Source organism: Streptomyces sp. NPDC020747 (assembly GCF_044334695.1).
Lineage (GTDB): Bacteria > Actinomycetota > Actinomycetes > Streptomycetales > Streptomycetaceae > Streptomyces.
This window is the reverse complement of sequence record NZ_JBIRTJ010000003.1, coordinates 698046-719780: the sequence shown is the minus strand read 5'-3', so window position 1 is coordinate 719780 and position 21735 is coordinate 698046. Positions and strand designations below refer to the sequence as shown.

The following is a 21735-nucleotide window of genomic DNA, read 5'->3' as shown; positions in this document are numbered from 1 at the left end:
TGGACCGTGAGCGCCTGACGTGCGTCGCGGAACGAGCAGAGCCACCCTGCCGCTTCGCTCCAGCCAGATCGGGCGGCCGGTGATCCACGAAGCCGCTCTACACATGCGGTTCGGTGGAATGACGGTCATGCGCAGGCAGCTCCTGCACCTGATCCACACGGCGGAACTCCACCATGTGACCGTCCAGGTGCTGCCGTTCACCGCTGAGCGCCCTGTCCGCCTGTAGCACCCCGCTTCCGCTCATCGAGTCCCACGGCTCGGCGCCGGACACTGTCCTCGTGGACAACCCCGCGGCTGCGCTCTTCATTCACGAGGAGGACGCGATCCTGAAGTATCGAACGCGCTTCGACCGACTGCGTGCCGCGTCCCTCCCGCCTTTGGACCCAGGAGTGTCCGCGTCCACGCATGAGTCCCGCGATTCCCTGGGACTGCTCCAGCACGTGCTCTTCAGCCTTCAGGAAGCCTGACATGCCCGAACCCACCTGGCAGAAGTCATCGTTCAGCGAGGATCAGGTGAACTGCATATACGTCGCCCCCGCACCGTACTCACCAGCGCACCGCCGGGACTCGCCGCGCTCCTCCACCGTCTCAAGGCAGCCCCGCCCACCCCCGCGTGACCGTGACACGCCACGTGAGCTGCCGGAAATCGTCGAGTGATCGGCACGTTACGTACCGCACTTAACGTCAGGCCATGGCGGACATATTTGACGCATACGCGTTGGCCGACGCGTGGGACGAGATGTTTGAGCGGCCGGGTGAGGTCAGGGCCGCCTATGAGCCGGTGCTGGCGGCGCTTCAACCGATGGAACCGGCCGAACTTCGGTTCAGGGCCGATCAGATGGCCCGGTCGTTCACGGACCGCGGCGTGACGTACGCGTTCGCGGGGGAGGAGCGGCCCTGGCCGCTGGACCTCGTGCCGCGCGTGCTGGACGCGCTGGAATGGGATCTCATCCAGCGCGGGGTCTCTCAACGGGTCAGGGCTCTGGAGGCCTACCTCGCCGACGCGTACGGGCCGTGCCGGGCCTTCGAGGACGGGGTCGTGCCCTGGCGGCTCCTCCTCAACTCGCCCCACTTCCACCGGGCCGCGCACGGCGTGGAGCCTCCGGGAGGGGTACGCGTCCACGTCGCCGGCATCGATCTCGTACGGGACGAGGCGGGCGACTTCCGGGTCCTGGAGGACAACGTCCGGGTGCCGTCCGGGGTCTCGTACGTCATCGAGAACCGGCGGGCGATGACCCGGATCTTCCCCTCGCTCTTCGCCGAGCAGCATGTGCTGCCGGTCGACGGGTACGGGCAGCGGCTGCTCGCGGCACTGCGCGCGGCGGCGCCCGACGGGGTCGGCGACCCGCGCGTCGTCGTGCTCACCCCGGGCCCCAGCAACGCCGCCTACTTCGAACACGCCCTGCTGGCACGGCTGATGGGCGTGCAGCTGGTGGAGGGGCACGATCTGGTCTGCCGCGGGAACCGGGTGTGGATGCGGACCACGCGCGGCGAGATGCCCGTCCATGTCGTATACCGGCGGCTCGACGACGACTTCCTCGATCCGCTGCACTTCCGGCCCGACTCGGTGATCGGCTGCCCCGGCATCATGAACGCCGCCCAGGCCGGGAACGTCACACTCTCGAACGCGGTGGGCAACGGCATCGCGGACGACAAGCTCCTCTACACGTACGTTCCCGATCTCATCCGGTACTACCTGTCCGAGGAACCGGTCCTCCCCAATGTCGAATCGTTTCGCCCCGATGAACCTGGGCAGTTGGAAGCAGTCCTCGACCAGCTCGACCAGCTCGTCGTGAAGCCCGTCGACGGGGCCGGCGGGCAGGGCATCGTCATCGGACCGCACGCGGACCGGCAGACGCTCGATCGCGTACGCAAAGAGGTCGTCGCCGATCCTCGCGGGTGGATCGCCCAGCGGCCGGTGGCCCTGTCCACCTCCCCCACCCTCGCGGGCGAGCGGATGGCGCCGCGGCACATCGATCTCCGGCCGTTCGCCGTGAACGACGGCAGCGATGTGTGGGTGCTGCCCGGCGGGCTCACCCGGGTCGCGCTCCAGGAGGGCAACCTCATCGTCAACTCCAGCCAGGGCGGCGGCTCCAAGGACACCTGGGTGCTCGCGGAGGGCCCGGCGGAGGGTCCGGTGGCGGAGCCGACCGGACCCCTGCCCGAGGTCGCCCCGCGGCAGCTCGGCCCCGACGGCGACCGCCTCGTCCCTCAGGAAGGGGCGCAGCAGCAGTGACGAGCACGTATGAAGTGTCCGCACAAGCAGCTCAAGCCGGACGAGCGGCTGAAGCCGCCCAAGGAGCAGGAGGTACGGCCGTGAACGACGTGATCCTCTCCCGCATCGCCGAGGCGCTGACCTGGACGGGCCGCTATGTCGAACGGGCCGACGCCACCGGCCGCATCCTCGACGCGTATCTGCACCGGCTCCTCGAAGACCCCTGGCGGGACGAGGACATGGCCTGCCGTTCGCTGTACGCGATCCTCGGCGTCGACGCGGGCACCGACGCCGTCGACATGCAACAGGTCCTGGACCAGCTGGCCTTCGACGCCCGTTCGACCTGCTCCATCGAGGGTGCGCTGGGCGCCGCCCGGCTGAACGCCCGCAGCGCCCGCGAGGCGGTGTCCTCCGAGATGTGGGAGTGCCTCAACTCCACCTGGCACGCCCTCGCCGACCAGCGGCTGGCGGCCCGCCGCACCGGCCCGTACGCCTATCTGGACCTGGTCCGCCGGCGGGCCGCGCTCTTCTTCGGGCTCGCCGACTCGACGATGAGCCGGGACGACAGCTGGCGTTTCGTGGTGCTCGGCAGGAGCCTGGAGCGGGTGGACATGACCGTACGGCTGCTGTCCGTACGGGTGTTGGACGCGGCGCACGCCCCCGACTGGCCGACGCTGCTCAGCGCGAGCGGGGCGGACGAGGCGTACGCACGGGTGTACGGCGGTTTCGGGGACACCGCCCGGGTGGCCGAATTCCTCATCATGGACCGGGAGTTCCCGCGTTCGGTGCTGCACGCGCTGACCACGGCGGAGGAGTGCCTGGCGGCGCTCGGCCGCCCGCGCCAGGACCCGGCGCGGCGCCCGATCGGCAGGATGCGCACCCGCCTCGAATACCTGGACTCGACAGCCCTGGAGGACGTACTCCCCTCCCTGCTGCGGGAGTTGCAGACGTCCTGCATGGCCTCCGCCGAGGCGGTCGCGGAGAGGTTCTTCCCGTACCAGGGGCCCGTCGAGTGGGCCCAGGAAGGAGCGTGAGCATGAACGCGAACGCGAGTACGAACTCCAACACGAGCGCGGCGATGACCCGTCGGCTCCGCATCCGGCACATCACCCGCGTCTCGTACGCGCAGGCCGCGGTCCGCTCCCACAACGAGGTCCGCATGACCCCGCTGACGCTGCCGGGCCAGACGACGCTGGACGCCCGCGTCCTGGTCAACCCGTCCACGCCGACCTGGTCCTACTGGGACTACTGGGGCACCCAGGTCACCGGCTTCGACCTGATGGAGCCGCACGAGGATCTGACGATCACGGCGGTGAGCCTGGTGGAGACGTCACCGCCGGCCGACCTGCCGTCGGCCCCGGCCTGGGCGGAGGTGGCCGAGCGGGTGGCCAACTCCCGCCTGCTGGAACACTCCGTCCAGACCTCCCGTACGGCCGTCCCGGAGGAACTGGTCGAGCGGGCCCGCGCGGCGGCCGCGGGCCTGGACCCGCACGAGACGGCGGTCGCGGTCTCGGACCTGGTCGCCGACCGGGTCTCGTACATCCCGGGCTCCACCGGCGTGAACACCAGCCCCGCCGAGGCCTGGGACCAGGGTGCGGGCGTCTGCCAGGACATCGCCCACCTGACGGCCGGGCTGCTGCGGGCCCTGGGCCTGCCGACCCGCTACGTGTCCGGCTACCTGCACCCCGAACGGGACGCGGAACTGCACCGCCCCGTCGCCGGCCAGAGCCACGCCTGGATCGAGTACTGGGCCGGCGACTGGACCGGCCACGACCCCACCAACCGCACCCGCGCCAACGAGTCCCACGTCGTGGTCGGCCGAGGCCGCGACTACGACGACGTGACCCCGCACAAGGGCATCTACCGAGGGGTGGCCGGGGGCCCGCCGGAGGTGACGGTGGAGTTCACCAGGGTGGCGTGAACTCCCGGTTCCCGTGGGTCCAGGGCGTCTTCCCGTAGCTGCGGGAAAGGTCCCGGGTCGTCCCGGTTACGCGCGTCGACCATGCGCCTGACGAAGTTACTTGATGCCGAGGGAGTCGCAGGCCGCCTTGTACCTGGCTGTGCAGATCTGGTCGGCCGTGTAGATGCCGTCCTGGATGACCGTCGACTTGACGGTGTCCTTGGTCAGGGCGGAGACCGGCAGGAGGTTGGCCGGGATGTTCTTCTTCGTGGGGCTGGTGGCCTTGTCGGGGGTCAGCGAGTCGAACTCGATGCCGAAGCCGCGGACGACGGCCACGGCCATCTCGGCGGCGGTCTCGGCCTCCTGCGGGTACGGCTTGTAGACGCTCATGAACTGGTCGCCGATGACGACGCGCTGCACCGCGTCCAGCTCCGCGTCCTGGCCGGTGATCGGCGGCAGTTCGGTGACCCCGGCCGCCTTCAGCGCGGAGATGATGCCGCCGGCCATGCCGTCGTTGGCGGAGTACACCCCGGCGATGTTGTCGGCGCCGAGGGAGGAGATCGCGGCCATCATGTTGGCCCGCGCGTTGGCCGGCTTCCAATCCTTGGTGTCGTACGACTTGGCGATCGTCACCTTGCCCTTGAGTTCACCGAGGGCGCCCTCCTTGAACTGGGCGGCGTTCGGGTCCGTCACCGCGCCGTTCATCATGACGATCTTCTGCGTCTTGCCGCCGTCGAGCTCGTCGGCGAGGGCCCGGCCCTGCACCTGCCCGACCGCCTCGTTGTCGAACGAGACGTACGCGTCGATCGGCCCCTCGGCCAGCCTGTCGTACGCGATGACGGGAATCCCCGCCTCCTTGGCCCGCTCCACCCCGGCGGCGATGGCCTTGGAGTCCACCGCGTCCACGAGGAGTACGTCGACCTTGTCGTCCACCATCCGCGCGAGCTGCTTGTTCTGCTCGGCGGCGTCCTGGTCGGCGTTCTCGTAGACGACCTTCCCCTTGCCGTCGGTCAGCGCGGAGACCTTCTCCTTGATGATCGGGTAGTCGAACTTCTCGTAGCGCGAGTTCGACTTCTCCGGCAGCAGCAGCCCCACCGTGATGTCGTCGCCCTTGGTCGGGCTCGCGTCGCCGCCGTCACTGCTCCCGTCCAGTGCTCCGCACGCGGCGAGCATGAGGGTCATCGTGGAAGCCGAGACGGCTACGGCGGTACGACGTATGGCGCTGTTCACTTTCGGGTGCCTTCCGGACGAGGGCGCAACCGTGCGGGCCCAGGTGACAAAAGCCAACGTGGGGGTTCCCGGCCCGTCAAGGAGTAACTGCTAACGAGATCGCAACGGAAACCTGTGGAGAGACCGGGGTGATGTGGGGGAAATCCGTCGGGCAGGGGTCCACGGGCCGGCCGTACGAGGGGGTCGAGAGTGGGGCGGACCTGGGTGGAAGCGGCCAGAACACCACGTCCGGGTCAGTACGGGCACCTGTTCGGCCGCGTACGGATTGCGGTGGCGCGGCTCTCGGAAGTTGCTGGGAGGAGGTGCCGGGAGCAGTCGCCGGAACCAGGCAGCTCGTCCCGCTCGTGTCCCACTCACTCTGGAGTCCCCATGCGCACGCTCTCCCGATGCCTCATACCTCTTCTGGCGGCAGGCTGCCTGGCCGTGACGGCCGGTACGCCCGCGACGGCCGCGGTGGCCGCGATGGCCACGACCGACTCGGGGGGCATGGCGGTCGGCGCCGGTGCCGTGGCATCCGCCGCTCCCCTGCCCGTACCCGAGCCCGCCCCGGACCCGTGTGCCGCCGCCTGGCCCGCGCTCGCCGGGCTCACCGATACCGGCACTCTCCGCGAGGCGATCGTCGCCTGCGTCGAGAGCTACACGGAGCGCGACCTCGACAGCTGGCTCCAGGCCCCGCCGAAGCCGCCCGTGGAACAGCTGGCGCAGGCGGCACAGGTCGCGCAGGTGGCGCCGTCGGAGAAGAAGGAGCAGGGCGTCACCGCGGTGGAGGACTGGACCGGCGCCGACGCCGCCGACTGGGACGACGATCTGGCCTGCGACCTCGCCGAGATCTTCGACGAGCCGTCGGTGTGCCGCCCGGCCCCCGCCAACCCGGCTCCCTGACAAGGGGGTTCACGGTAGGGAGGGGCGTGCCCCGTCAGGGGCGCGGGGAACTGCGCAGTATTCAGCCCCTCGGGCGTTTGAGGAGCGGGGGTTCGGGGGCGGAGCCCCTGAGTAAGGGACGATGGGGGTCCCCCCGCTCTGGGGGCACCTCCCGGCCGGAGGCTGGGGGAGAAGCCGAGAGTGGGGGAGGGTAGGGGCGGCGGGGGCGAAAAACACGGATCACCCACCCTCGCCATCCGGTGGGCGTTCCGGGAAACGGAGGAGACGGGCCGAGGGCGGGACCGGAAAGTGCTCGGAGTCGGGATACCCGGAGACGTCGGGACGCCCCGAGACGTCGGAGCCGGACCGGGCCTCGCCCTCCCAAGGCGCCGGCCCCTCCCCACGCGCCGATCCCCCCGGGTCCCCCTCCCCGCCCGTCGCCCGCGCATGTTCCTCCCAGCCCGCGCGGAACCAGTTCAGCTGATGCCGTTGGAGTTCTTCCTCGGTGAGGACGCGGACGGAGTCCGGTCCCGCCGACCGGACCTTCTCGCCGAGCCCGATGAGCAGTTCGCCCACCAGGCGGGAGACGCGTTCCGCCTCGTCGTCCGGGCCGCCTCCTGGATTTCCCATGCCGCACTCCCTCAAGGCCCCCGTCCCCACAGGCCAATGGCCCGAGTACTCCGGCCCCGGCCCCTCCGCCGTCAGCCGCCCTCCGGCAGGAACTGCTGGGCCACCTTGGCGAACAGCTCCCGCAGTTCGGGCGGGACACCCATGCGCAGAGCGGCCTCCTCGACGCTCAGCCAGGGGCGGTCCCCACCGCCCGCGGGGCGTCCGTCGTCCGACACCGGCAGGTCGTCCTCTGTGAGCCGGCCCGAGCGGATGAGCATCTCCCGCAGCGGCACGCCGAGTACGGCCGCGATACGCCGCATCGTCTCCAGGTCGGGCATCGACTGCCGCTGGAGCAGCCGGCTCACGGCGGCCCGGTGCACCCCGGCGTCGTCCGCGAGCTTCGAACGGCCGCCCCCGCGCGGGCTGTCGATGTCGTAGCCCCGGGCGCGCAGCAGTCCCTCGATCCAGCCGGCGAAGTCGTCGAGGCCGGCGGCCCGGAAGTTGTGGTCGGCGCGGGCACCGGCCCGTGAGCTCGAAGCCATGAGTCCGCTCTCCCCTCGTCGCCGAGGCAGCGTACCGATCGCACACGCACCAACATGTGTGCGCGCCCGCGCGTAACTGTGGAGATTCGGCAACTTCCCGCAGCTCAGGGGTAGTTGAGAGCCCACCGTCACATCCACCTCCACGGAACGTAATCACTTGCGTACGCGCTCGCAACATGCGACTCTGTCCGCTCGTTCGCAACTGTCGAACATATGTTCCCATAGATGGGGAGGGGCTGCACGTGCCCGACCAACCACCCGGAGCCGCCACCACGACCACACCCTCGACCTGGCGTTCTCCCGCGCTCGAACCGGCATCGCGCGCCTGCGATCAGCGTCGGCGCCCGGTCCGTCGGCCGTGCGAGGTCACCCGATGAGCGAAGACCACGGTGGAGCCGTCTGGATCGCCTCGCTCGTCCGCCGCTTCCCGGACCTCGTCGACGAGTTGGCCCCGGTGGCCCACGGAGGCCTGCGTGAGCGTCGGGACAACGGACCCGTCGGCGGTACGACCGCCCCGGTCCGCCTCTACGTCTCCGACGCCGTACGGGACATCACCGACGGAGTCGTCGAACTGGAGGAGGCCGTACGTGAACGACTCGGCCTGCGGCCGGTGCCCCCGGCCTCCGTGCCGGTACGGCTGCGCCGTATCGCCGGACTGCTGGACCGCATCGCCGCCGACCCGCTGCTCGCCCCGCACGTCGAGGACGAGACCCGGCGGATGGCCGCACGCTGCGCCCGCGCGCTCGGCGACCCGGAGCAGCTCGTACGGCTGCCCGGCCGCTGCCCCGTCTGCGACTGCGTCTCACTGCGGGCGTTACCCGAGCGGGCCGAGATCAGATGCGTCAATCCCGTGTGCGGCCGGGTACTGGAGGCCGAGCACTCATGACCGGAACCACGAACGCCGTCAACACCCCTTTGATCACCGCCGAGTTGGCCGCCGACGAGGCCGGCGTCACCGCCGCGACCATCCGCAAGTGGGTACAGCGCGGCCATCTGCGGCCCGCGGGCACACACGGCCGCCGCCGTCTCTTCCGCTTGGAGGACGTCTTCGCGGCCGAGCGGACGACACACCTCACCCGGCACCACGACCACTGATCCGCCCGGCACCACCACCGCCGATCCCGCCGACCTCACTGATCGCACTCATCCCGCCGATCCCGCCGTACGCGCGAGGGGTCCCGCCGCACCACGCGGCGGGACCCCTCATGCGTACGGCCCGAATAGCCGTCCGGCATAAGCCAGTTGCATGTTTCCCCGACCGGTGTCACAGTGGGTGCAGCGGCAGAGCTGCGCCCGAAGGAAGGGCGGCGGACCTGCCGCTTCGTGTTGCCCGGAAACTCCCGGGCCAGGCCGCCCGGAGATCCCCGGAAACCCGTCTCCCGAAGGGAGCGTCCATGTGGCCATCCTGACCTTCCCCGACGCCGAGCAGCTGGTCGTCGACTTCCTCAAGAACCGGGCCGAGCTGACCGGTGTCATCGTCGACAGCCGCCCGCCGGCCGGGTTCGACGGCACCCAGAAGGTGGTCCTCGTCTCCCACATGGGCGGCGCCTGGGTCGACGACCAGCATCTCGACCAGCCGCTGCTCGACCTGGAGGCGTACGGCCCGGACAAGCCCACGGCACACACCGTGGCGCTGTCCGCCCGTGCCTGCGTCCTGGAACTGGCCGACACGGTGTACGGCTCCGCGGCCGTCGTCGATGTCTCCGAGGCCGACGGGCCCCGCTGGCTCCCCGACTACACGCGGTCGGCGGCGAACCGCTACCGCTCCACGATCCGGCTGCTGCTGCGGCTCGGCTGAGCCCCGCGCCCCACCGCACCGCCCTTCACCGCAGGACCGCTCAGGTCCCTTGACTGAAAGAGGCGTTCGCATGGCAACGAACAACGGCAAGGAAATCCGTGTCGCCGGTCCCGGCCGGGTCCTGGTGGCCCCCGCCGGGACCACCGCGCCGGCCAAGTCCGACGACGTCTGGCCGACCGGCTGGGTCGAGCTGGGATACACCTCCGTCGACGGCATCAAGCTCAACAAGAAGGACAAGATCGACCCGGTCGACACCTGGCAGTCGGCGAGCCCGGGCCGATTCATCTACTCCGACCGCGACCTGACCGTGAAGTTCCAGCTGCTCCAGATGAACAAGAGCACGCTCTCCTTCTTCATGGGCATCCCGGCCACCGACATCACCCAGACCTCGGTGGGCGGTACCGCGGTGGTGGACACGTACGAGTTCCTGATCCCGAGTACGCCCGCCAAGGACGAGCGGGCCCTCGGCATCGAGTTCACGGACGGCACGGACGCCGTGTACCGCTTCGTCCTCCCGCGCGGGCAGGTCACCGAGACCGAGGAGATGGGCTTCACGCGGACCGGTTCCGTGAAGCTCGGGGTCACCTTCACCGCGCTGGAGGCGGAGACCGCCAAGCGTGAACTGGCCAAGTGGATCATGAAGGACAAGGCGTACGCGGCTCTGTGACGGACCGCCCGTCCACCCTCTGATCCGCCTTCTGTGACAGCCCTGTTCGGGCTCGTCACCCGGGGCGGCGGGCTCCCCCACCCGCCGCCCCGGCCCCTCTCCGTACGCCATCCGTTCCCCTCCCCCTCATACACCTCTGCCCGCAAGGGAGTTCACCCATGGCCGGATTCAACGTCAACGCGGCCCGCGCGCAGCGCCTGGAGGCGCTCGGCCGGGCCTGGACCTTCGAACTCGACGACGACAGCTTCGAGCTGCCGACCGAGCTGACCCGCACCACGGCCCGCACACTCCGCGACCTCGACGACAACGACGTGGACGGGCTGCTCCGACTCCTGCTGGGCGAGAAGCAGTTCACCCGCTTCGAGCGGCACGACGTCACCATGCAGGACATCGCCGCCGTCCTGGAGGCCTACGGCAAGGAGACGGGGCTGGGCCTGGGGGAAGACTGAGCCTCGGCGAGCTCGTAGAAGAGCACGCCGAGGCCCTGGAGGCGGACCTGCTCCGCCACTACGGGGTCGACCTGCTGGACTGGCACCGGGGGCAGCTGTCGTCGCGGCGGCTTTCGGTACTGCTCCAGCACCTTCCGCGGGACAGCGCGACGGCCCGCGAACTGCACGGCGAGTCGGCGGACTGGTCGGTCACCGACCACCTGCTCGCCACCGTCGTCGACCAACTCGCCGAGGCGAGCTGGATGTTCGCGACGGTCAACCGGGACGAGGACAGCGAACCGCTGGAATATCCACAGCCGGTACCCCGGCCGGGAAGTGAACCCGCCGAACCCGCCGGCTCCGAGAAACGAACGGCGACACCGACGGCGGAAGAACTCATGCGCTTCTTCCTCTGACACCCGGTCCTCCGGACCGACGGTCGGAGGTGTGCGCCCACACCCCTCGGCATCACATGAGAGCCGCGATGCCGAAGCCCGTGGTGGCGAACCCCGCCACGGCCGCGAAAAGGACGATCGGCCACAGCCGGACCAGGGGGTACTCTCCTGCGGGGTAGAAGAAAGCAGGATATCCGGGGTCGTAATCAATGGATACGGCTTCTCCCACGGAAAACTGACGGTCGCCGAACTTCCGCGGCATGCTCGCGACCCATTCAGCTTCCGTAAATTCACGGGCAGATCCTATCAAGACTCGGGCTTCGAGACCCGGGGCGGCACCTCTACGCGGTTTTCCGTATCTTCAGCGACCAGGCCGTCATCATCCCCCACGAGAGACCGACACCCTCGACCGCGAGAAGCCCGGTGCGGGGAACGGTGACGACATCCTCGAAACGTCCATCGTATTTTGTCAGCACCTGTCGTTCCTTGCCCTCGGCGCTGTAAAGGGCAAGGACGCCGCCGGCCGATCCGAATTGGACGGAGAGTTCGACACCAGGTGTGCTGACGGAGAAGAACCGCGAAGCTTCCGCCGTATTCTCCGCGGCCAGTTCGGGCAGGGAATCCAGGGAGAGGAATCGGATATTCCAGCGCCCCGGACTGCGCACCCCTCCGTCGAAGCGGATACCGGAATATATCCCCGCGGTAAACAGACAGTGGGCCCGCCCTCGCCCCAGCCCTGACCTCCCGAGGAATTCCTCTTTCCGCTGATGACCGTTCTCCCGCACTCCGTACATCTGATAACCGCGGGAGAGTAATCCGGTCCACGCCTCCAGGATCACGCGCCGACCGGGCAGGTTGTCCGGGACGTCAAGCACATGTTCGCCACGACCCGCGAACTCCGAACCGTCATCGCCGCTACTCACCACGAACCCATCGACCCCCTCCAGGAGACAACATGGTCGATCAGCCTAAGGCACTCGAACAACGAGTGACACAGCTCGAAGCGAGTTTTCAGACGTTCACGACGAAGGTTGAGCGGGGCGGCGCGAAGGCGGAGTCGGTGGGCGCCGCCGCATCGGCCACCGGCGCCTCGGCGTCGGTGACCGGAGCCTCACTCTCGGCGGGGCTGGTATCGGCCGAGGCCAATCTGGTCACCAGTGGGGTGAAACTGGCCAACTTCGAGTTCGACCTGCGACAGCAGCTCGAAAACGCACGGTTGAAGCTGGACAGGAAGGACCCTGACGGCCTCGATGGGCAAATCAAAAATCTCAGGAACGAATACGAGCAGTACGTACGCCGTATCCATCCCGTCATCATTCGTCTGAACACCGAGCTCCCCGCCACCAAAAGGGAGACAGCGCGGGCGCATCGCAGGATCGACGGTCTGCGGGGAGAGGCGCGGGAATCGAGAGAGCGTCTCGAAAGTGAGCGGCTCGCGATCCGTCGCCTCAGGGCGGAGTCCCTCTCCGTGTCGCCGACACTGAGCGGCCTTTCGGGTGCGGTCCGCACACTCGCGACCATCATCGGCGGATGACCGCCGGCTTCCGACGACAAGAACTGCGAGAAATCCATGAGTCTTGTTGCTGGTGTCGGTGGGCGCGCGCATCAACAGCAGCGGCACCACCGGTACGTGCCTCATGTCGGCGAACGTCAAGGCCGGTTCGGGTTCGACGGTCGTACTGGCCGCCGACGAGCGCCGTTCGGCCATCTCCACCGGCACGGGCCAGGTCTCGGCGAGTACCCAGTACCTGGTCGGCGGCCTCACCCCGAACAGCGCGTACACGGCGGTCCCCGCCTACAAGTGCACCGCGGGAACGGCCACGTTCGCCTTCCGGTTCCTGACCGTCACCCCCGTGAACTAGAGGACGTCATCGCAGGTCGCACCATCTGGGACAGACTGCGCGCGCCGAGGGACTGACGAGCGACGCGCGCCGACAAGCACCGAGCAACACCGAAGAGACCGGGCAACACCGAAGAGCACGAGGAGCACGAGGAGCAGCACGATGACCGATACCGACGCCGATAGGGATACGGATACGGATACGGACGATCGCCGGGAGGTGCGGGATGACAGCGACTGAGACGGAGGAGGTCGTTCTGGAGCTGGAGCGGCTGCGTCGCTCGGTCGACGTCGGGTTCGCCACCACCCGGGGCGACCTCGCCCTTCTCCTCCAACGTGCCGACCAGACCGACAAGACCCTCGACGAACACGAGACCCGCATCGAGGCCCTGGAACGCACCCGCTGGCCCCTGCCGTCTCTTGCGGCGGCCACGTCGTGCCTGGCCCTGGCGCTGACGGTCTGGCAGACCCTGGGCCGATAGGCGCTCTACTTCTTGGCCCGCGCAGGTCCCGTGATCGCCTCCGTGACGACGAACCCCTTGGCGGGACCTTCGGGGATGGTGACCTCGGTGCCGTAGGGGACCCGGTGGACGCCGACCCAGTCGGCCTTCTCGGGCTGAGGCTCAGTGAGGACGGTGACGGTGCCCTTGTTGTCGTAGTCGTCGATGATCACGTACACCGGAATTTCCGCCCGGGCGTACTCCCGGCGCTTCTTCACTCGGTCGCGGTCCTGATTGTGCTTTCCGGGAGATACCACTTCGACGACCAGACGGACCGCACCAGAGGCCAGGCCAAGGCCGTCATCCGTTACGTATCGTTCCGTATCCCTGGCTGTGACAAACAGGTCGGGGACCCACGCACTGCCCTGGTGAAAGATGTTCGTGTCGTTCCGGACAGCGAAATCCCCGCCTCTGAGGAACTCCCCCAGAGCCTCTTTGAGCTGGAAGATGATCTCGCTGTGCGAATAACGGCCGGTGGGCGACACCTCGATGGCTCCCTCGATGATCTCAGCGCGGTAGCCCTCGGGGAGTTCCATGGCCTCCCATGCCTGCCACACGACCTCGTCGAGGCCGGGCCCGTTCTCGGGTAGGTGCTGAGGCTCGGTCCTGATCTCGGTCATGGTCTCGGGCCTCTCGTGTGCAAGAGCGGTCATCGTGGCGTCACCTCCTCAAGTGTGGGCTGGGCGTGCTTGCGGCACAAGCAACGCCGTCACGGTAGGCAGCCACATGGGCTCACCTGCGGAAACGTTCGCTGTTCACTCGAACAGATGAAGCAGAAACGACTCACCCCGCCGGCCACAGCTCGAACCAAACCCCCTTCGCGTACCGCCCCGTCCTCCCGTCCGCGACGCCCCATGTGTCCGCCACCTCCTCGACCAGGGCGAGCCCTCGCCCCCAGCAGGCGACGACCCCCGCGGCCGGGTGCGCCACGACCGGTGGATCGGGGCTCTCGTCGAAGACGCTCACATGGAGCCGGGCCGGATTCAGGCGGACCCGGAGCATGGCGGCGCCCTTGGTGTGCAGGTGGACGTTCGTGACGAGCTCCGAGGTGCACAGGGCGGCGGGCATGACGAGGGTTTCGCAGTCGTGCGTGAACAGGACGGCCCGTACGAAGTCCCGGCAGACGCGGGGTGCGGTGGCGTCCGCGGGGGCGAACAGGCTGTATTCGTACGCGAGTTGCGCGGGGCGGTGGGCGGCGCGGCGGGCGGGGTTCATGGGCGTCGGCTCCAGTCGGAGGTGGGGGGGGTGGCGATCGGCCCCGCGCCCGACGATGGCTTTGCCCGAGCGCTCCTGGGTGGAGGGGCGGGTGCTCTGTCGGCTTGTGGGCAGGGGGAGTTGGACGGCTTCAGTGAGTAACTGCTCCAACACCGACGGTAGAGCTTCTGGGTTCTTATGCGCAACCAAGTCACTCGAAGCGGTGGACCAACTCCCTTGCAGGCGGCAGACTCTGGGCACGCCATCAAGGAGATGTACGTGGGACTGCGGACCGCCATCAGCGAACGTCAGCGCCGACTCGGCCTCGAACTCAAACAACTGCGCGAACAGGCAGGATTGAGCGCCGGGGAGGCAAGCGAACGCATTGGCATGAGCCGTGGCCAGCTCAGCCACATCGAGCTGGGCCGCACCTCGATCCTCACGGAACGACTCCGCGACCTGTGCCGGGTGTACGGGTGCGCGGACGAGCCCTATGTCGCGGCGCTGGTCGCCACGTCCGAAGCCAGCGGCAAAGGCTGGTGGAGTGCGCATAAGAAACGCAGAGGCCCTGGCGCGCTCGACCTGGCCGAGCTGGAATCGGCGGCGGTGAGCATCCGGACCCACGAACCGCTGTTCATCCCAGGGCTGTTCCAGACCGCCGAGTACGCGCGCGCCATCTTCAGCAGCCCCAAACTGGGGTTCGACAACATCGAGGAGGCCCTGAGGTTCCGTATGGAACGCCAGCGCATCCTCACGCTCGACAACCCGCCGTCAGTGCATGCCGTCATCCACGAAGCGGCGCTGCACATGCGGTTCGGGGGCGTCGACGTCGTACGAGAGCAGTTGCTGCGCCTCGTCGAGCTGGCTCGGCTGCCTCAGGTGACGATCCAGATCTACCCGTTCAGCGCCCAGGCCTACGCGGCGCTCAGCGGGAACTTCGCCCACTTCGTGCCCGCCAACCCGAAGTTGGGCACCGTCCTGCTCGAAGCGCCTCTGGGCTCCCGCTACTTGACGGACCAGGACCAACTGCTGGAGTACACCGCGCTGTTCGATCACCTCACCGAGAGCGCCCTCGCCCCCATCGACGTATCGTTGGCCCCCGAAGCACACTCGGTGAAGGACTCGCTGGCTCTCATCCAGCATCTCCTCTACACCCTTTAGGGAGGCCCGCATGTCTGAGCTGACCTGGCAGAAGTCATCCTTCAGCGGTGGCCCCGAAGGCAACTGCCTCAACATAGCCACCGCCCCAGACGGAACCCTCCGCCTCCGCGAGAGCGACACCCCGGACATCATCCTCGCCACCGCCCCGCAGGGCCTCGCAGGGCTGCTGCACCACGCCCGTACTGCCGGGCGCCCCCGCTCCTGATGGCGGGCGAGGCCTTCGGGCATCCGCGGCTTGCCGCTGTCTACGACCCGCTCGATCCCGATCGGAGCGACCTCGACGCGTACGTCCGTATCGCGGAGGAGTTCGGGGCGCGGCGCGTGCTGGACATCGGCTGTGGGACCGGTGTGTTCGCGTTGCTGCTCGCCGATCGTGGGATCGAGGTCGTCGGTGTCGATCCGGCGCTGGCGTCCCTCGATGTGGCCCGGGGCAAGCCCGGCAGTGAAAGGGTGCGCTGGATCCATGGTGATGCCACCACCCTCCCGCCGCTCCAGGCCGACCTGGCGACCATGACGGCGAACGCCGCCCAGCAGATCGTCGATCCCCAGGCGTGGCGGAAGTCCCTGCGGGGCGCCTACGAAGCCCTGCGGCCCGGCGGGCATTTCGTCTTCGAGACCCGGGATCCGGCTCGGCGTGCCTGGGAGAAGTGGAACCGCGAGTCGTCGTACGGGGTTACGGAGATTCCGGGCGTCGGTGCGGTCGAGACCTGGGACGAGCTGGTCGAGGTCGACGGGCCGCTGGTGACGTTCCGCAGCAGCTACGTGTTCGCCGCGGACGGAGAGGTGCTGATCTCGGAATCGACCCTCCGTTTCCGTGAACGCGACGAGATCGAGGCGGACTTGGCCGCGCAGGGGTACGTCGTCGAGGACGTCCGCGACGCTCCCGACCGCCCGGGCCGGGAGTTCGTCTTCGTCGCGCTACGACCGGGAGCCGGCCCCGCCTGATGCCGGGCCCGCCCGCTCGCCCGCTCGCTCACGAGAGGCTGCCGACCCCCACCCACTCCCGCAGCAGCCTCTCCCGCTCCGCCGCCCGGGGCGACCCGTCCTCCTGCACCCGGCCCCACTGCGCCATGGCGGCCAGCGTCGCCCGCAGGGTGGCCTCGCCCGCCGTCAGGTGGGACAGGAGGGACAGCGAGAGGTCGTACTCCTCCTGGGAGTAGGTGGACGCCGCCGCGTACACGGTCAAGTCGGTGGTCCCGTCGGCGGTTTCGACGATGACGCTCATCATGGGCGGTGTGTCGGTGTCGCCGAGGCTGGTCACGGTCAGCACCATGTCCAGCATCACGCTGATCCGACGCTTGAGGGTTTTCAGCGGGACATCCCCGACGGTCAGCCCACACACCTCGTCCCACGGCCACAGGTCCGAGCTGCCGTCACCGAGCGACACGACCCCCTCCGGCGTCAGCCGCACCCCCGGGGCACGCCCGGACGGTTTCGCCCCCACATACACATCGCCCTCGGCGATCCAGAACAGCCCCACCATGGCCATGGAAAAGCTCCATTCCCCCCGTGAATCCATCGGATCCGTCGATCCGTCGGTCCGTCGATCGGTAGGTCAGTAGATCAGTAGTCCAGTACATGATCGCAACACAGAGGAGGGGCCCGGAGTTCGCCTTCCCCGCGCGGCGCCCCCTTCACCACCATCCGCTTCGAAGGCAAGTGGCGTCCGAGTCCCAGCGACACGCCGTGCATGCGGCGTGTCGCTGGGACTGAACAGACACTTACCGCCTCGCACACGCGACGGCGCCCGCCCCGAGGTCCGGGGCGGGCGCCGTCCTGTGGCCGGCGTGGTGTCGGTCCGCGTCAGTCCGACTGCTGTCGCTTGGGGCGCCACACCACCAGCGCGCTCGTGTGCTGGACCTCCTGGTACGGGACCAGGTCGCGGCGGTACGAGGCGTGGACGGCGGCCTCGCGCTGCTGCATGGCCGCCGCCGCGCCGTCCAGGGCCGATTCCATCTCCGCGACGCGGGACTGGAGCGCGGCGACCTGGTTCTCCAGCTCGATGATGCGCTTGATGCCGGCGAGGTTGATGCCCTCGTCCTGCGACAACTGCTGGACGGTGCGCAGCAGTTCGATGTCGCGGGCCGAGTAGCGCCGGCCGCGCCCGGCCGTGCGGTCCGGGGAGACCAGGCCGAGGCGGTCGTACTGGCGGAGGGTCTGCGGGTGCAGGCCGGAGAGCTGGGCGGCCACCGAGATGACGTACACCGGTGTTTCTTCCGTCAGCTCATATGCGGAATAGGAACTCTGTCGACGGCGTCCGGTTGCGTCCATGGTGTCCTCATGCTCCCTTCGCGGCCTGGAACAGCTCCGCCCGCGGATCCTCGTCCGCGGTGGCCTCGCGATACGCCTCTAGCGCGTCACGAGCCTTCCCCGTCACGTCCGTGGGAACACTCACCTCGACGGTGACCAACAGGTCCCCGCGGGTGCCGTCCTTGCGGACCGCGCCCTTGCCGCGGGCGCGCATCGTACGGCCGTTGGGTGTGCCCGGGGGCAGCTTCAGGGTGACCGGAGGCCCCCCGAGCGTGGGCACGCGGACCTCGCCGCCGAGCGCCGCCTCCGTGAAGGTGACGGGCACGGTGACGGTGAGGTTGTCGCCCTTGCGGCCGAAGACCGGGTGCGCGTCCACATGCACCGTGACGTACAGATCGCCCGCGGGCCCGCCCCGCTCGCCCGGTGCGCCCTTGCCGCGGAGCCGGATGCGCTGGCTGTCCGACACCCCGGCCGGGATACGGACCTGCATGGTGCGGGACGACTTAGCGCGCCCCGAGCCGCTGCAGACCAGGCACGCGTGCTCCGCGATCAGGCCGCGGCCCTTGCAGTCCGGGCACGGGTCGGTCAACGAGAAGCCGCCGCCCGAGCCCCGCGCCACCTGGCCGGTGCCGACGCAGGTCGGGCACACGCGCGGTGTGCCGTTCTTGTCGCCGGTGCCCGAACAGGCCTTGCAGGGGGACTGCGAGGTCATGCGGAGGGGAACCGTCGCCCCGTCCACCGCCTCCGTGAAGCTGAGCGTGACCTCGGTGTCGATGTCCTGGCCGCGCCGCGGCTGCGTACGCGTGCCGGTGGTGGCGCCACCGCGGTTGAACAGCCCGCCGAACACGTCACCGATACCACCGCCGAAGCCGCCGGCGCCGCCCTGGCCACCCGCTCCGCCCTGACCCGGGCCGCCTCCGAAGAGGTCGCCCAGGTCGAAGTTGAAGTTGCCGCCTCCGGCGCCGGGTCCCGGCCGGAACCCGCCGTTGCCGAAGAGGGCGCGGGCCTCGTCGTACTCCTTGCGCTTCTTGGGGTCCCCGAGGATGTCGTTCGCCTCGGAGATCTCCTTGAAGCGGTCCTCGGCCTTCGCGTTCCCCTTGTTGGCGTCCGGGTGGTACTCGCGGGCGAGCTTCCGGTACGCCTTCTTGATCTCGGCCTCGGTGGCGTCCTTGGGGACGCCGAGGACCTTGTAGTAGTCCTTCTCGATGAAGTCCTTGGTGCTCATCCTCGACGCCCCTCCTTCCGCACGTCACCATCACGTACGCGCTTGGTGTTCGTGGTGCATACGGGCGCGCGTACGCCCTGTTTCACGTCAGCCCTCGTCCGGGCCACCGCTCTCCTTGTCGTCGGCCGCCTGGGTCCCGTCCGTCTCGTCGCCCTTGACCGGCTGCGCGCCCGGCTGCGGCTCGGCGACGGCCACCCGCGCGGGGCGGATGGTGCGCTCGCCGAAGCGATACCCCGGCTGCAGAATCGCCACGCACGTCGTCTCGGTGACGTCCGGTGCGTAACTGTGCATCAGGGCTTCGTGGATCATCGGGTCGAAGGGCTCGCCGTCCTTGCCGAACTGCTGCAGGCCCATCTTCGCCGCGACGGTCTCCAGCGACTCGGCCACCGACTTGAAGCCGCCGACCAGTTCGCCGTGGTCCCGCGCGCGGCCGATGTCGTCGAGCACGGGCAGGAGCTCGGTCAGGAGGTTCGCGATGGCGATCTCCTTGACCGCGATCCGGTCGCGCTCGACCCGGCGGCGGTAGTTCTGGTACTCGGCCTGGAGCCGCTGGACGTCCGCCGTGCGCTCGCCGAGCGCCGTGCGCACCTGGTCCAGCTGGGCGGTGAGGCCCGCGATCTGTGCTGTCGCTGCCGCGTCCCCGGCCTGGGCCGCCCCCTCCTCCGCGGAGGGGGCAGGCTTCGGCTCGGCGTCTTCAGGGGTGGCGCCGGAGGGGACGTCGGGCTGCTCGTCGAAGCCCGGGGTCTCCTCTGTCACGCGGCACCGTCCTTGCGGTCACGGTCCTCGTCGACGATCTCGGCGTCCACGACGTCGTCGTCGGCGGCCTTGGCACCGGCGCCCTCGTCGGCACCCGGGGCCTCGGCGCCCGCGGCACCCTGCGAAGCCTGGGCGTCCGCGTACATCGCCTGGCCGAGCTTCTGGGAGACGGCGGCGACCTTCTCGGTGGCCGTACGGATCTCGGTGGTGTCCTCGCCCTTGAGCGCGGTCTTCAGCTCCTCGATGCTCGTCTCGACCTCGGTCTTGACGTCACCGGGGACCTTGTCCTCGTTGTCCTTGAGGAACTTCTCCGTCTGGTAGACGAGCTGCTCGCCCTGGTTGCGGGACTCGGCGGCCTCGCGGCGACGGTGGTCCTCGTCCGCGTACTGCTCGGCCTCCTGGCGCATGCGGTCGACCTCGTCCTTCGGCAGCGAGGAGCCGCCGGTGACGGTCATCTTCTGCTCCTTGCCCGTGCCCAGGTCCTTCGCGGTCACGTGCATGATGCCGTTGGCGTCGATGTCGAAGGCGACCTCGATCTGCGGGACCCCGCGCGGGGCCGGCGGCAGACCGGTCAGCTCGAACATCCCGAGCTTCTTGTTGTACGCCGCGATCTCGCGCTCGCCCTGGTAGACCTGGATCTGCACGGACGGCTGGTTGTCCTCGGCCGTCGTGAAGATCTCGGACCGCTTGGTCGGGATCGTGGTGTTGCGCTCGATGAGCTTGGTCATGATCCCTCCCTTGGTCTCGATACCGAGGGACAGCGGGGTCACGTCGAGGAGCAGGACGTCCTTGACCTCGCCCTTGAGGACACCGGCCTGGAGGGCGGCGCCGATGGCGACGACCTCGTCCGGGTTCACACCCTTGTTGGCGTCCTGGCCGCCGGTCAGCTCCTTGACGAGCTCGGCGACGGCGGGCATACGGGTGGAGCCACCGACGAGAACGACGTGGTCGATCTCGCTGAGCTGGATGCCCGCGTCCTTGATGACGTTGTGGAACGGCGTCTTGCAGCGCTCAAGCAGGTCGGCCGTCAGCTGCTGGAACTGGGCGCGCGTGAGCTTCTCGTCCAGGTGCAGCGGGCCCTCGGCGGACGCCGTGATGTAGGGCAGGTTGATCGAGGTCTCGGTGGAGCTGGACAGCTCGATCTTGGCCTTCTCGGCGGCCTCGCGGAGGCGCTGGAGGGCCATCTTGTCCTTGCCCAGGTCCACGCCGTGGCCCGCGGAGAACTGCTTGACCAGGTAGTCCATGACGCGCTGGTCCCAGTCGTCACCACCGAGGTGGTTGTCGCCGTTCGTGGCCTTCACCTCGACGACGCCGTCGCCGATCTCCAGGAGGGACACGTCGAACGTGCCGCCACCGAGGTCGAAGACGAGGATCGTCTGGTCGTCCTTGTCGAGGCCGTACGCGAGGGCCGCCGCGGTGGGCTCGTTCACGATGCGCAGGACGTTCAGGCCCGCGATCTCGCCGGCCTCCTTCGTCGCCTGGCGCTCGGAGTCGTTGAAGTACGCCGGGACGGTGATGACCGCGTCCGCGACCTTCTCGCCCAGGTACGCCTCGGCGTCGCGCTTCAGCTTCTGCAGGATGAAGGCGCTCATCTGCTGCGGGTTGAAGTTCTTACCGTCGAGCTCGATGGACCAGTCCGTGCCCATGTGACGCTTCACAGAGCGGATGGTCCGGTCCACGTTCGTGACCGCCTGGCGCTTGGCGACCTCTCCGACGAGCACCTCACCGTTCTTGGCGAAGGCGACGACGGACGGCGTGGTCCTGGCGCCCTCGGCGTTGGTGATGACGGTGGGCTCACCGCCCTCCAGAACGCTGACGACGGAGTTAGTCGTGCCCAGGTCGATGCCGACCGCACGTGCCATTTCAATTCCTCCAGCAATGACTTGAGTGGAACAGGCTCAAGTGTGCACGACGCTCACCGCTGGGTCAACAGAGGTGAGTCGTGGGGGCTCAACTCTTATCTCACCCTTACGCGCAATTGAGCCCTGACCTGCGGGTCGGCTGGTGGGTGCGGGTCGGCCGGTGCTGGCCGCGCCCACGCGGCGGAGCCGCATAGTGTCACCGCCCCGCGCCCCTAAAGGGGCGCAGCCCCCCGCGGAGCCCCGACACAGGGCACAGGTCGACCAACACCTGGTTCACTCAGGCAAGCCTCAGCGACGCAGAT

29 protein-coding genes are annotated in these 21735 nt (G+C 69.0%); 17 read left to right on the top strand and 12 right to left on the bottom strand.

From position 1 onward, the window contains the following. The first annotated feature begins 19 nt into the window (after positions 1 to 19). The 5 genes from ACH4YP_RS12365 (at position 20) to ACH4YP_RS12345 (ending at position 4136) form a co-directional block, all read left to right on the top strand. Positions 20 to 226, top strand: coding sequence for a Scr1 family TA system antitoxin-like transcriptional regulator (locus ACH4YP_RS12365; RefSeq protein WP_398490484.1), 207 nt, complete (start codon positions 20 to 22; stop codon positions 224 to 226). Next, a complete protein-coding gene (locus ACH4YP_RS12360; protein WP_398490553.1) occupies positions 204 to 467 on the top strand; it encodes a Scr1 family TA system antitoxin-like transcriptional regulator in 264 nt (87 codons plus the stop codon). The genes ACH4YP_RS12365 and ACH4YP_RS12360 overlap by 23 nt, the downstream gene beginning before the upstream one ends. A gap of 224 nt (positions 468 to 691) precedes the next feature. Beyond that, positions 692 to 2236, top strand: coding sequence for a circularly permuted type 2 ATP-grasp protein (locus tag ACH4YP_RS12355; RefSeq protein ID WP_361060786.1), 1545 nt, complete (start codon positions 692 to 694; stop codon positions 2234 to 2236). A gap of 80 nt (positions 2237 to 2316) precedes the next feature. Next, positions 2317 to 3249, top strand: coding sequence for an alpha-E domain-containing protein (locus ACH4YP_RS12350; protein WP_361060788.1), 933 nt, complete (start codon positions 2317 to 2319; stop codon positions 3247 to 3249). Between the two features lie 44 nt (positions 3250 to 3293). After that, positions 3294 to 4136 carry a transglutaminase family protein gene (locus tag ACH4YP_RS12345; RefSeq protein ID WP_361060853.1) on the top strand — a complete coding sequence of 281 codons (843 nt, stop codon included), beginning with the start codon at positions 3294 to 3296 and terminating at the stop codon, positions 4134 to 4136. Between the two features lie 96 nt (positions 4137 to 4232). Here ACH4YP_RS12345 and ACH4YP_RS12340 read toward each other — a convergent pair whose 3' ends face one another. Next, positions 4233 to 5297, bottom strand: coding sequence for a substrate-binding domain-containing protein (locus tag ACH4YP_RS12340; RefSeq protein WP_361060855.1), 1065 nt, complete (start codon positions 5295 to 5297; stop codon positions 4233 to 4235). A 417-nt stretch (positions 5298 to 5714) separates the two neighbouring features. Between ACH4YP_RS12340 and ACH4YP_RS12335 the strand changes: the two genes are divergently transcribed. Further along, a complete protein-coding gene (locus ACH4YP_RS12335; protein ID WP_398490483.1) occupies positions 5715 to 6227 on the top strand; it encodes a hypothetical protein in 513 nt (170 codons plus the stop codon). Between the two features lie 219 nt (positions 6228 to 6446). Here the strand turns inward: ACH4YP_RS12335 and ACH4YP_RS12330 are convergent, their stop codons facing one another. Then, positions 6447 to 6836 (bottom strand): hypothetical protein, encoded by a 390-nt coding sequence (locus ACH4YP_RS12330; protein WP_398490482.1) that lies wholly within the window; start codon positions 6834 to 6836, stop codon positions 6447 to 6449. Positions 6837 to 6907: 71 nt separating this feature from the next. Further along, positions 6908 to 7357 (bottom strand): helix-turn-helix transcriptional regulator, encoded by a 450-nt coding sequence (locus tag ACH4YP_RS12325; protein WP_361060794.1) that lies wholly within the window; start codon positions 7355 to 7357, stop codon positions 6908 to 6910. Between the two features lie 373 nt (positions 7358 to 7730). On the opposite strand from ACH4YP_RS12325, the gene ACH4YP_RS12320 reads away from it, so the two are divergent. The 5 genes from ACH4YP_RS12320 (at position 7731) to ACH4YP_RS12300 (ending at position 10271) form a co-directional block, all read left to right on the top strand. Continuing rightward, a complete protein-coding gene (locus ACH4YP_RS12320) occupies positions 7731 to 8243 on the top strand; it encodes a hypothetical protein (protein ID WP_361060796.1) in 513 nt (170 codons plus the stop codon). After that, positions 8240 to 8452: a helix-turn-helix domain-containing protein gene (locus ACH4YP_RS12315; protein WP_361060798.1), complete on the top strand. Its 213-nt coding sequence runs from the start codon at positions 8240 to 8242 to the stop codon at positions 8450 to 8452. The genes ACH4YP_RS12320 and ACH4YP_RS12315 overlap by 4 nt, the downstream gene beginning before the upstream one ends. A 301-nt stretch (positions 8453 to 8753) precedes the next feature. Beyond that, the gene (locus tag ACH4YP_RS12310) at positions 8754 to 9155 is read left to right on the top strand and encodes a hypothetical protein (protein ID WP_361060800.1); all 402 of its coding nucleotides are present in this window, start codon (positions 8754 to 8756) and stop codon (positions 9153 to 9155) included. Positions 9156 to 9225: 70 nt separating this feature from the next. Further along, a complete protein-coding gene (locus ACH4YP_RS12305) occupies positions 9226 to 9822 on the top strand; it encodes a phage tail protein (protein WP_398490481.1) in 597 nt (198 codons plus the stop codon). A gap of 158 nt (positions 9823 to 9980) precedes the next feature. Further along, complete coding sequence (locus tag ACH4YP_RS12300) at positions 9981 to 10271, top strand: hypothetical protein (protein ID WP_398490480.1); 291 nt, start codon at positions 9981 to 9983, stop codon at positions 10269 to 10271. 447 nt (positions 10272 to 10718) lie between these two features. Here ACH4YP_RS12300 and ACH4YP_RS12295 read toward each other — a convergent pair whose 3' ends face one another. Further along, positions 10719 to 10907: a hypothetical protein gene (locus tag ACH4YP_RS12295; protein ID WP_361060806.1), complete on the bottom strand. Its 189-nt coding sequence runs from the start codon at positions 10905 to 10907 to the stop codon at positions 10719 to 10721. Between the two features lie 79 nt (positions 10908 to 10986). Beyond that, a complete protein-coding gene (locus ACH4YP_RS12290) occupies positions 10987 to 11571 on the bottom strand; it encodes a hypothetical protein (RefSeq protein WP_361060808.1) in 585 nt (194 codons plus the stop codon). Between the two features lie 29 nt (positions 11572 to 11600). On the opposite strand from ACH4YP_RS12290, the gene ACH4YP_RS12285 reads away from it, so the two are divergent. The 3 genes from ACH4YP_RS12285 (at position 11601) to ACH4YP_RS12275 (ending at position 12967) form a co-directional block, all read left to right on the top strand. Next, positions 11601 to 12179, top strand: coding sequence for a hypothetical protein (locus ACH4YP_RS12285; protein WP_361060810.1), 579 nt, complete (start codon positions 11601 to 11603; stop codon positions 12177 to 12179). A gap of 43 nt (positions 12180 to 12222) precedes the next feature. Next, on the top strand, positions 12223 to 12507 hold the full coding sequence (locus ACH4YP_RS12280; protein WP_361060811.1) for a hypothetical protein: 285 nt from the start codon (positions 12223 to 12225) through the stop codon (positions 12505 to 12507). Between the two features lie 205 nt (positions 12508 to 12712). Then, positions 12713 to 12967 (top strand): hypothetical protein, encoded by a 255-nt coding sequence (locus ACH4YP_RS12275; RefSeq protein ID WP_055618386.1) that lies wholly within the window; start codon positions 12713 to 12715, stop codon positions 12965 to 12967. Positions 12968 to 12972: 5 nt separating this feature from the next. Here the strand turns inward: ACH4YP_RS12275 and ACH4YP_RS12270 are convergent, their stop codons facing one another. Further along, positions 12973 to 13638, bottom strand: coding sequence for a Uma2 family endonuclease (locus tag ACH4YP_RS12270; protein WP_361060813.1), 666 nt, complete (start codon positions 13636 to 13638; stop codon positions 12973 to 12975). Between the two features lie 130 nt (positions 13639 to 13768). Next, a complete protein-coding gene (locus ACH4YP_RS12265) occupies positions 13769 to 14200 on the bottom strand; it encodes an ATP-binding protein (RefSeq protein ID WP_398490479.1) in 432 nt (143 codons plus the stop codon). 258 nt (positions 14201 to 14458) lie between these two features. On the opposite strand from ACH4YP_RS12265, the gene ACH4YP_RS12260 reads away from it, so the two are divergent. Genes ACH4YP_RS12260 through ACH4YP_RS12250 form a run of 3 tightly spaced genes read left to right on the top strand, consistent with a single transcriptional unit; the run spans position 14459 to position 16285 of the window. Continuing rightward, positions 14459 to 15340, top strand: a complete 882-nt coding sequence (locus ACH4YP_RS12260; RefSeq protein ID WP_398490478.1) for a helix-turn-helix domain-containing protein — start codon at positions 14459 to 14461, stop codon at positions 15338 to 15340. Between the two features lie 10 nt (positions 15341 to 15350). Continuing rightward, positions 15351 to 15545 (top strand): DUF397 domain-containing protein, encoded by a 195-nt coding sequence (locus tag ACH4YP_RS12255; protein ID WP_361060817.1) that lies wholly within the window; start codon positions 15351 to 15353, stop codon positions 15543 to 15545. After that, entirely contained in the window at positions 15545 to 16285 is a 741-nt protein-coding gene (locus tag ACH4YP_RS12250) for a class I SAM-dependent methyltransferase (protein WP_398490477.1), read from the top strand. Before ACH4YP_RS12255 ends, ACH4YP_RS12250 begins: the two co-directional genes overlap by 1 nt. A 28-nt stretch (positions 16286 to 16313) precedes the next feature. Here the strand turns inward: ACH4YP_RS12250 and ACH4YP_RS12245 are convergent, their stop codons facing one another. The 5 genes from ACH4YP_RS12245 to dnaK form a co-directional block, all read right to left on the bottom strand. Continuing rightward, positions 16314 to 16829: a hypothetical protein gene (locus tag ACH4YP_RS12245; protein WP_361060821.1), complete on the bottom strand. Its 516-nt coding sequence runs from the start codon at positions 16827 to 16829 to the stop codon at positions 16314 to 16316. A 314-nt stretch (positions 16830 to 17143) separates the two neighbouring features. Further along, the gene (locus ACH4YP_RS12240) at positions 17144 to 17611 is read right to left on the bottom strand and encodes a heat shock protein transcriptional repressor HspR (protein ID WP_361060823.1); all 468 of its coding nucleotides are present in this window, start codon (positions 17609 to 17611) and stop codon (positions 17144 to 17146) included. A 7-nt stretch (positions 17612 to 17618) separates the two neighbouring features. Beyond that, positions 17619 to 18815: a molecular chaperone DnaJ gene (dnaJ, locus tag ACH4YP_RS12235; RefSeq protein WP_143640121.1), complete on the bottom strand. Its 1197-nt coding sequence runs from the start codon at positions 18813 to 18815 to the stop codon at positions 17619 to 17621. Between the two features lie 87 nt (positions 18816 to 18902). Continuing rightward, a complete protein-coding gene (grpE, locus tag ACH4YP_RS12230; RefSeq protein WP_361060825.1) occupies positions 18903 to 19571 on the bottom strand; it encodes a nucleotide exchange factor GrpE in 669 nt (222 codons plus the stop codon). Then, on the bottom strand, positions 19568 to 21433 hold the full coding sequence (gene dnaK, locus ACH4YP_RS12225) for a molecular chaperone DnaK (protein WP_055615524.1): 1866 nt from the start codon (positions 21431 to 21433) through the stop codon (positions 19568 to 19570). The genes grpE and dnaK overlap by 4 nt, the downstream gene beginning before the upstream one ends. Positions 21434 to 21735: the final 302 nt, after the last annotated feature.

What these genes read in the sequence shown, in the direction of transcription:
- ACH4YP_RS12330 (WP_398490482.1), bottom strand. Translation starts at nt 6,836, where the DNA reads ATGGGAAATCCAGGAGGCGGCCCGGACGACGAGGCGGAACGCGTCTCC.
- ACH4YP_RS12275 (WP_055618386.1), top strand. Translation starts at nt 12,713, where the DNA reads ATGACAGCGACTGAGACGGAGGAGGTCGTTCTGGAGCTGGAGCGGCTG.
- ACH4YP_RS12315 (WP_361060798.1), top strand. Translation starts at nt 8,240, where the DNA reads ATGACCGGAACCACGAACGCCGTCAACACCCCTTTGATCACCGCCGAG.
- dnaJ (WP_143640121.1), bottom strand. Translation starts at nt 18,815, where the DNA reads ATGAGCACCAAGGACTTCATCGAGAAGGACTACTACAAGGTCCTCGGC.
- ACH4YP_RS12250 (WP_398490477.1), top strand. Translation starts at nt 15,545, where the DNA reads ATGGCGGGCGAGGCCTTCGGGCATCCGCGGCTTGCCGCTGTCTACGAC.
- ACH4YP_RS12345 (WP_361060853.1), top strand. Translation starts at nt 3,294, where the DNA reads ATGACCCGTCGGCTCCGCATCCGGCACATCACCCGCGTCTCGTACGCG.
- ACH4YP_RS12255 (WP_361060817.1), top strand. Translation starts at nt 15,351, where the DNA reads ATGTCTGAGCTGACCTGGCAGAAGTCATCCTTCAGCGGTGGCCCCGAA.
- ACH4YP_RS12305 (WP_398490481.1), top strand. Translation starts at nt 9,226, where the DNA reads ATGGCAACGAACAACGGCAAGGAAATCCGTGTCGCCGGTCCCGGCCGG.
- ACH4YP_RS12240 (WP_361060823.1), bottom strand. Translation starts at nt 17,611, where the DNA reads ATGGACGCAACCGGACGCCGTCGACAGAGTTCCTATTCCGCATATGAG.
- ACH4YP_RS12355 (WP_361060786.1), top strand. Translation starts at nt 692, where the DNA reads ATGGCGGACATATTTGACGCATACGCGTTGGCCGACGCGTGGGACGAG.
- ACH4YP_RS12300 (WP_398490480.1), top strand. Translation starts at nt 9,981, where the DNA reads ATGGCCGGATTCAACGTCAACGCGGCCCGCGCGCAGCGCCTGGAGGCG.
- dnaK (WP_055615524.1), bottom strand. Translation starts at nt 21,433, where the DNA reads ATGGCACGTGCGGTCGGCATCGACCTGGGCACGACTAACTCCGTCGTC.
- ACH4YP_RS12325 (WP_361060794.1), bottom strand. Translation starts at nt 7,357, where the DNA reads ATGGCTTCGAGCTCACGGGCCGGTGCCCGCGCCGACCACAACTTCCGG.
- ACH4YP_RS12285 (WP_361060810.1), top strand. Translation starts at nt 11,601, where the DNA reads ATGGTCGATCAGCCTAAGGCACTCGAACAACGAGTGACACAGCTCGAA.
- ACH4YP_RS12320 (WP_361060796.1), top strand. Translation starts at nt 7,731, where the DNA reads ATGAGCGAAGACCACGGTGGAGCCGTCTGGATCGCCTCGCTCGTCCGC.
- ACH4YP_RS12265 (WP_398490479.1), bottom strand. Translation starts at nt 14,200, where the DNA reads ATGAACCCCGCCCGCCGCGCCGCCCACCGCCCCGCGCAACTCGCGTAC.
- ACH4YP_RS12340 (WP_361060855.1), bottom strand. Translation starts at nt 5,297, where the DNA reads ATGACCCTCATGCTCGCCGCGTGCGGAGCACTGGACGGGAGCAGTGAC.
- ACH4YP_RS12270 (WP_361060813.1), bottom strand. Translation starts at nt 13,638, where the DNA reads ATGACCGCTCTTGCACACGAGAGGCCCGAGACCATGACCGAGATCAGG.
- ACH4YP_RS12295 (WP_361060806.1), bottom strand. Translation starts at nt 10,907, where the DNA reads ATGCCGCGGAAGTTCGGCGACCGTCAGTTTTCCGTGGGAGAAGCCGTA.
- ACH4YP_RS12245 (WP_361060821.1), bottom strand. Translation starts at nt 16,829, where the DNA reads ATGGCCATGGTGGGGCTGTTCTGGATCGCCGAGGGCGATGTGTATGTG.
- ACH4YP_RS12335 (WP_398490483.1), top strand. Translation starts at nt 5,715, where the DNA reads ATGCGCACGCTCTCCCGATGCCTCATACCTCTTCTGGCGGCAGGCTGC.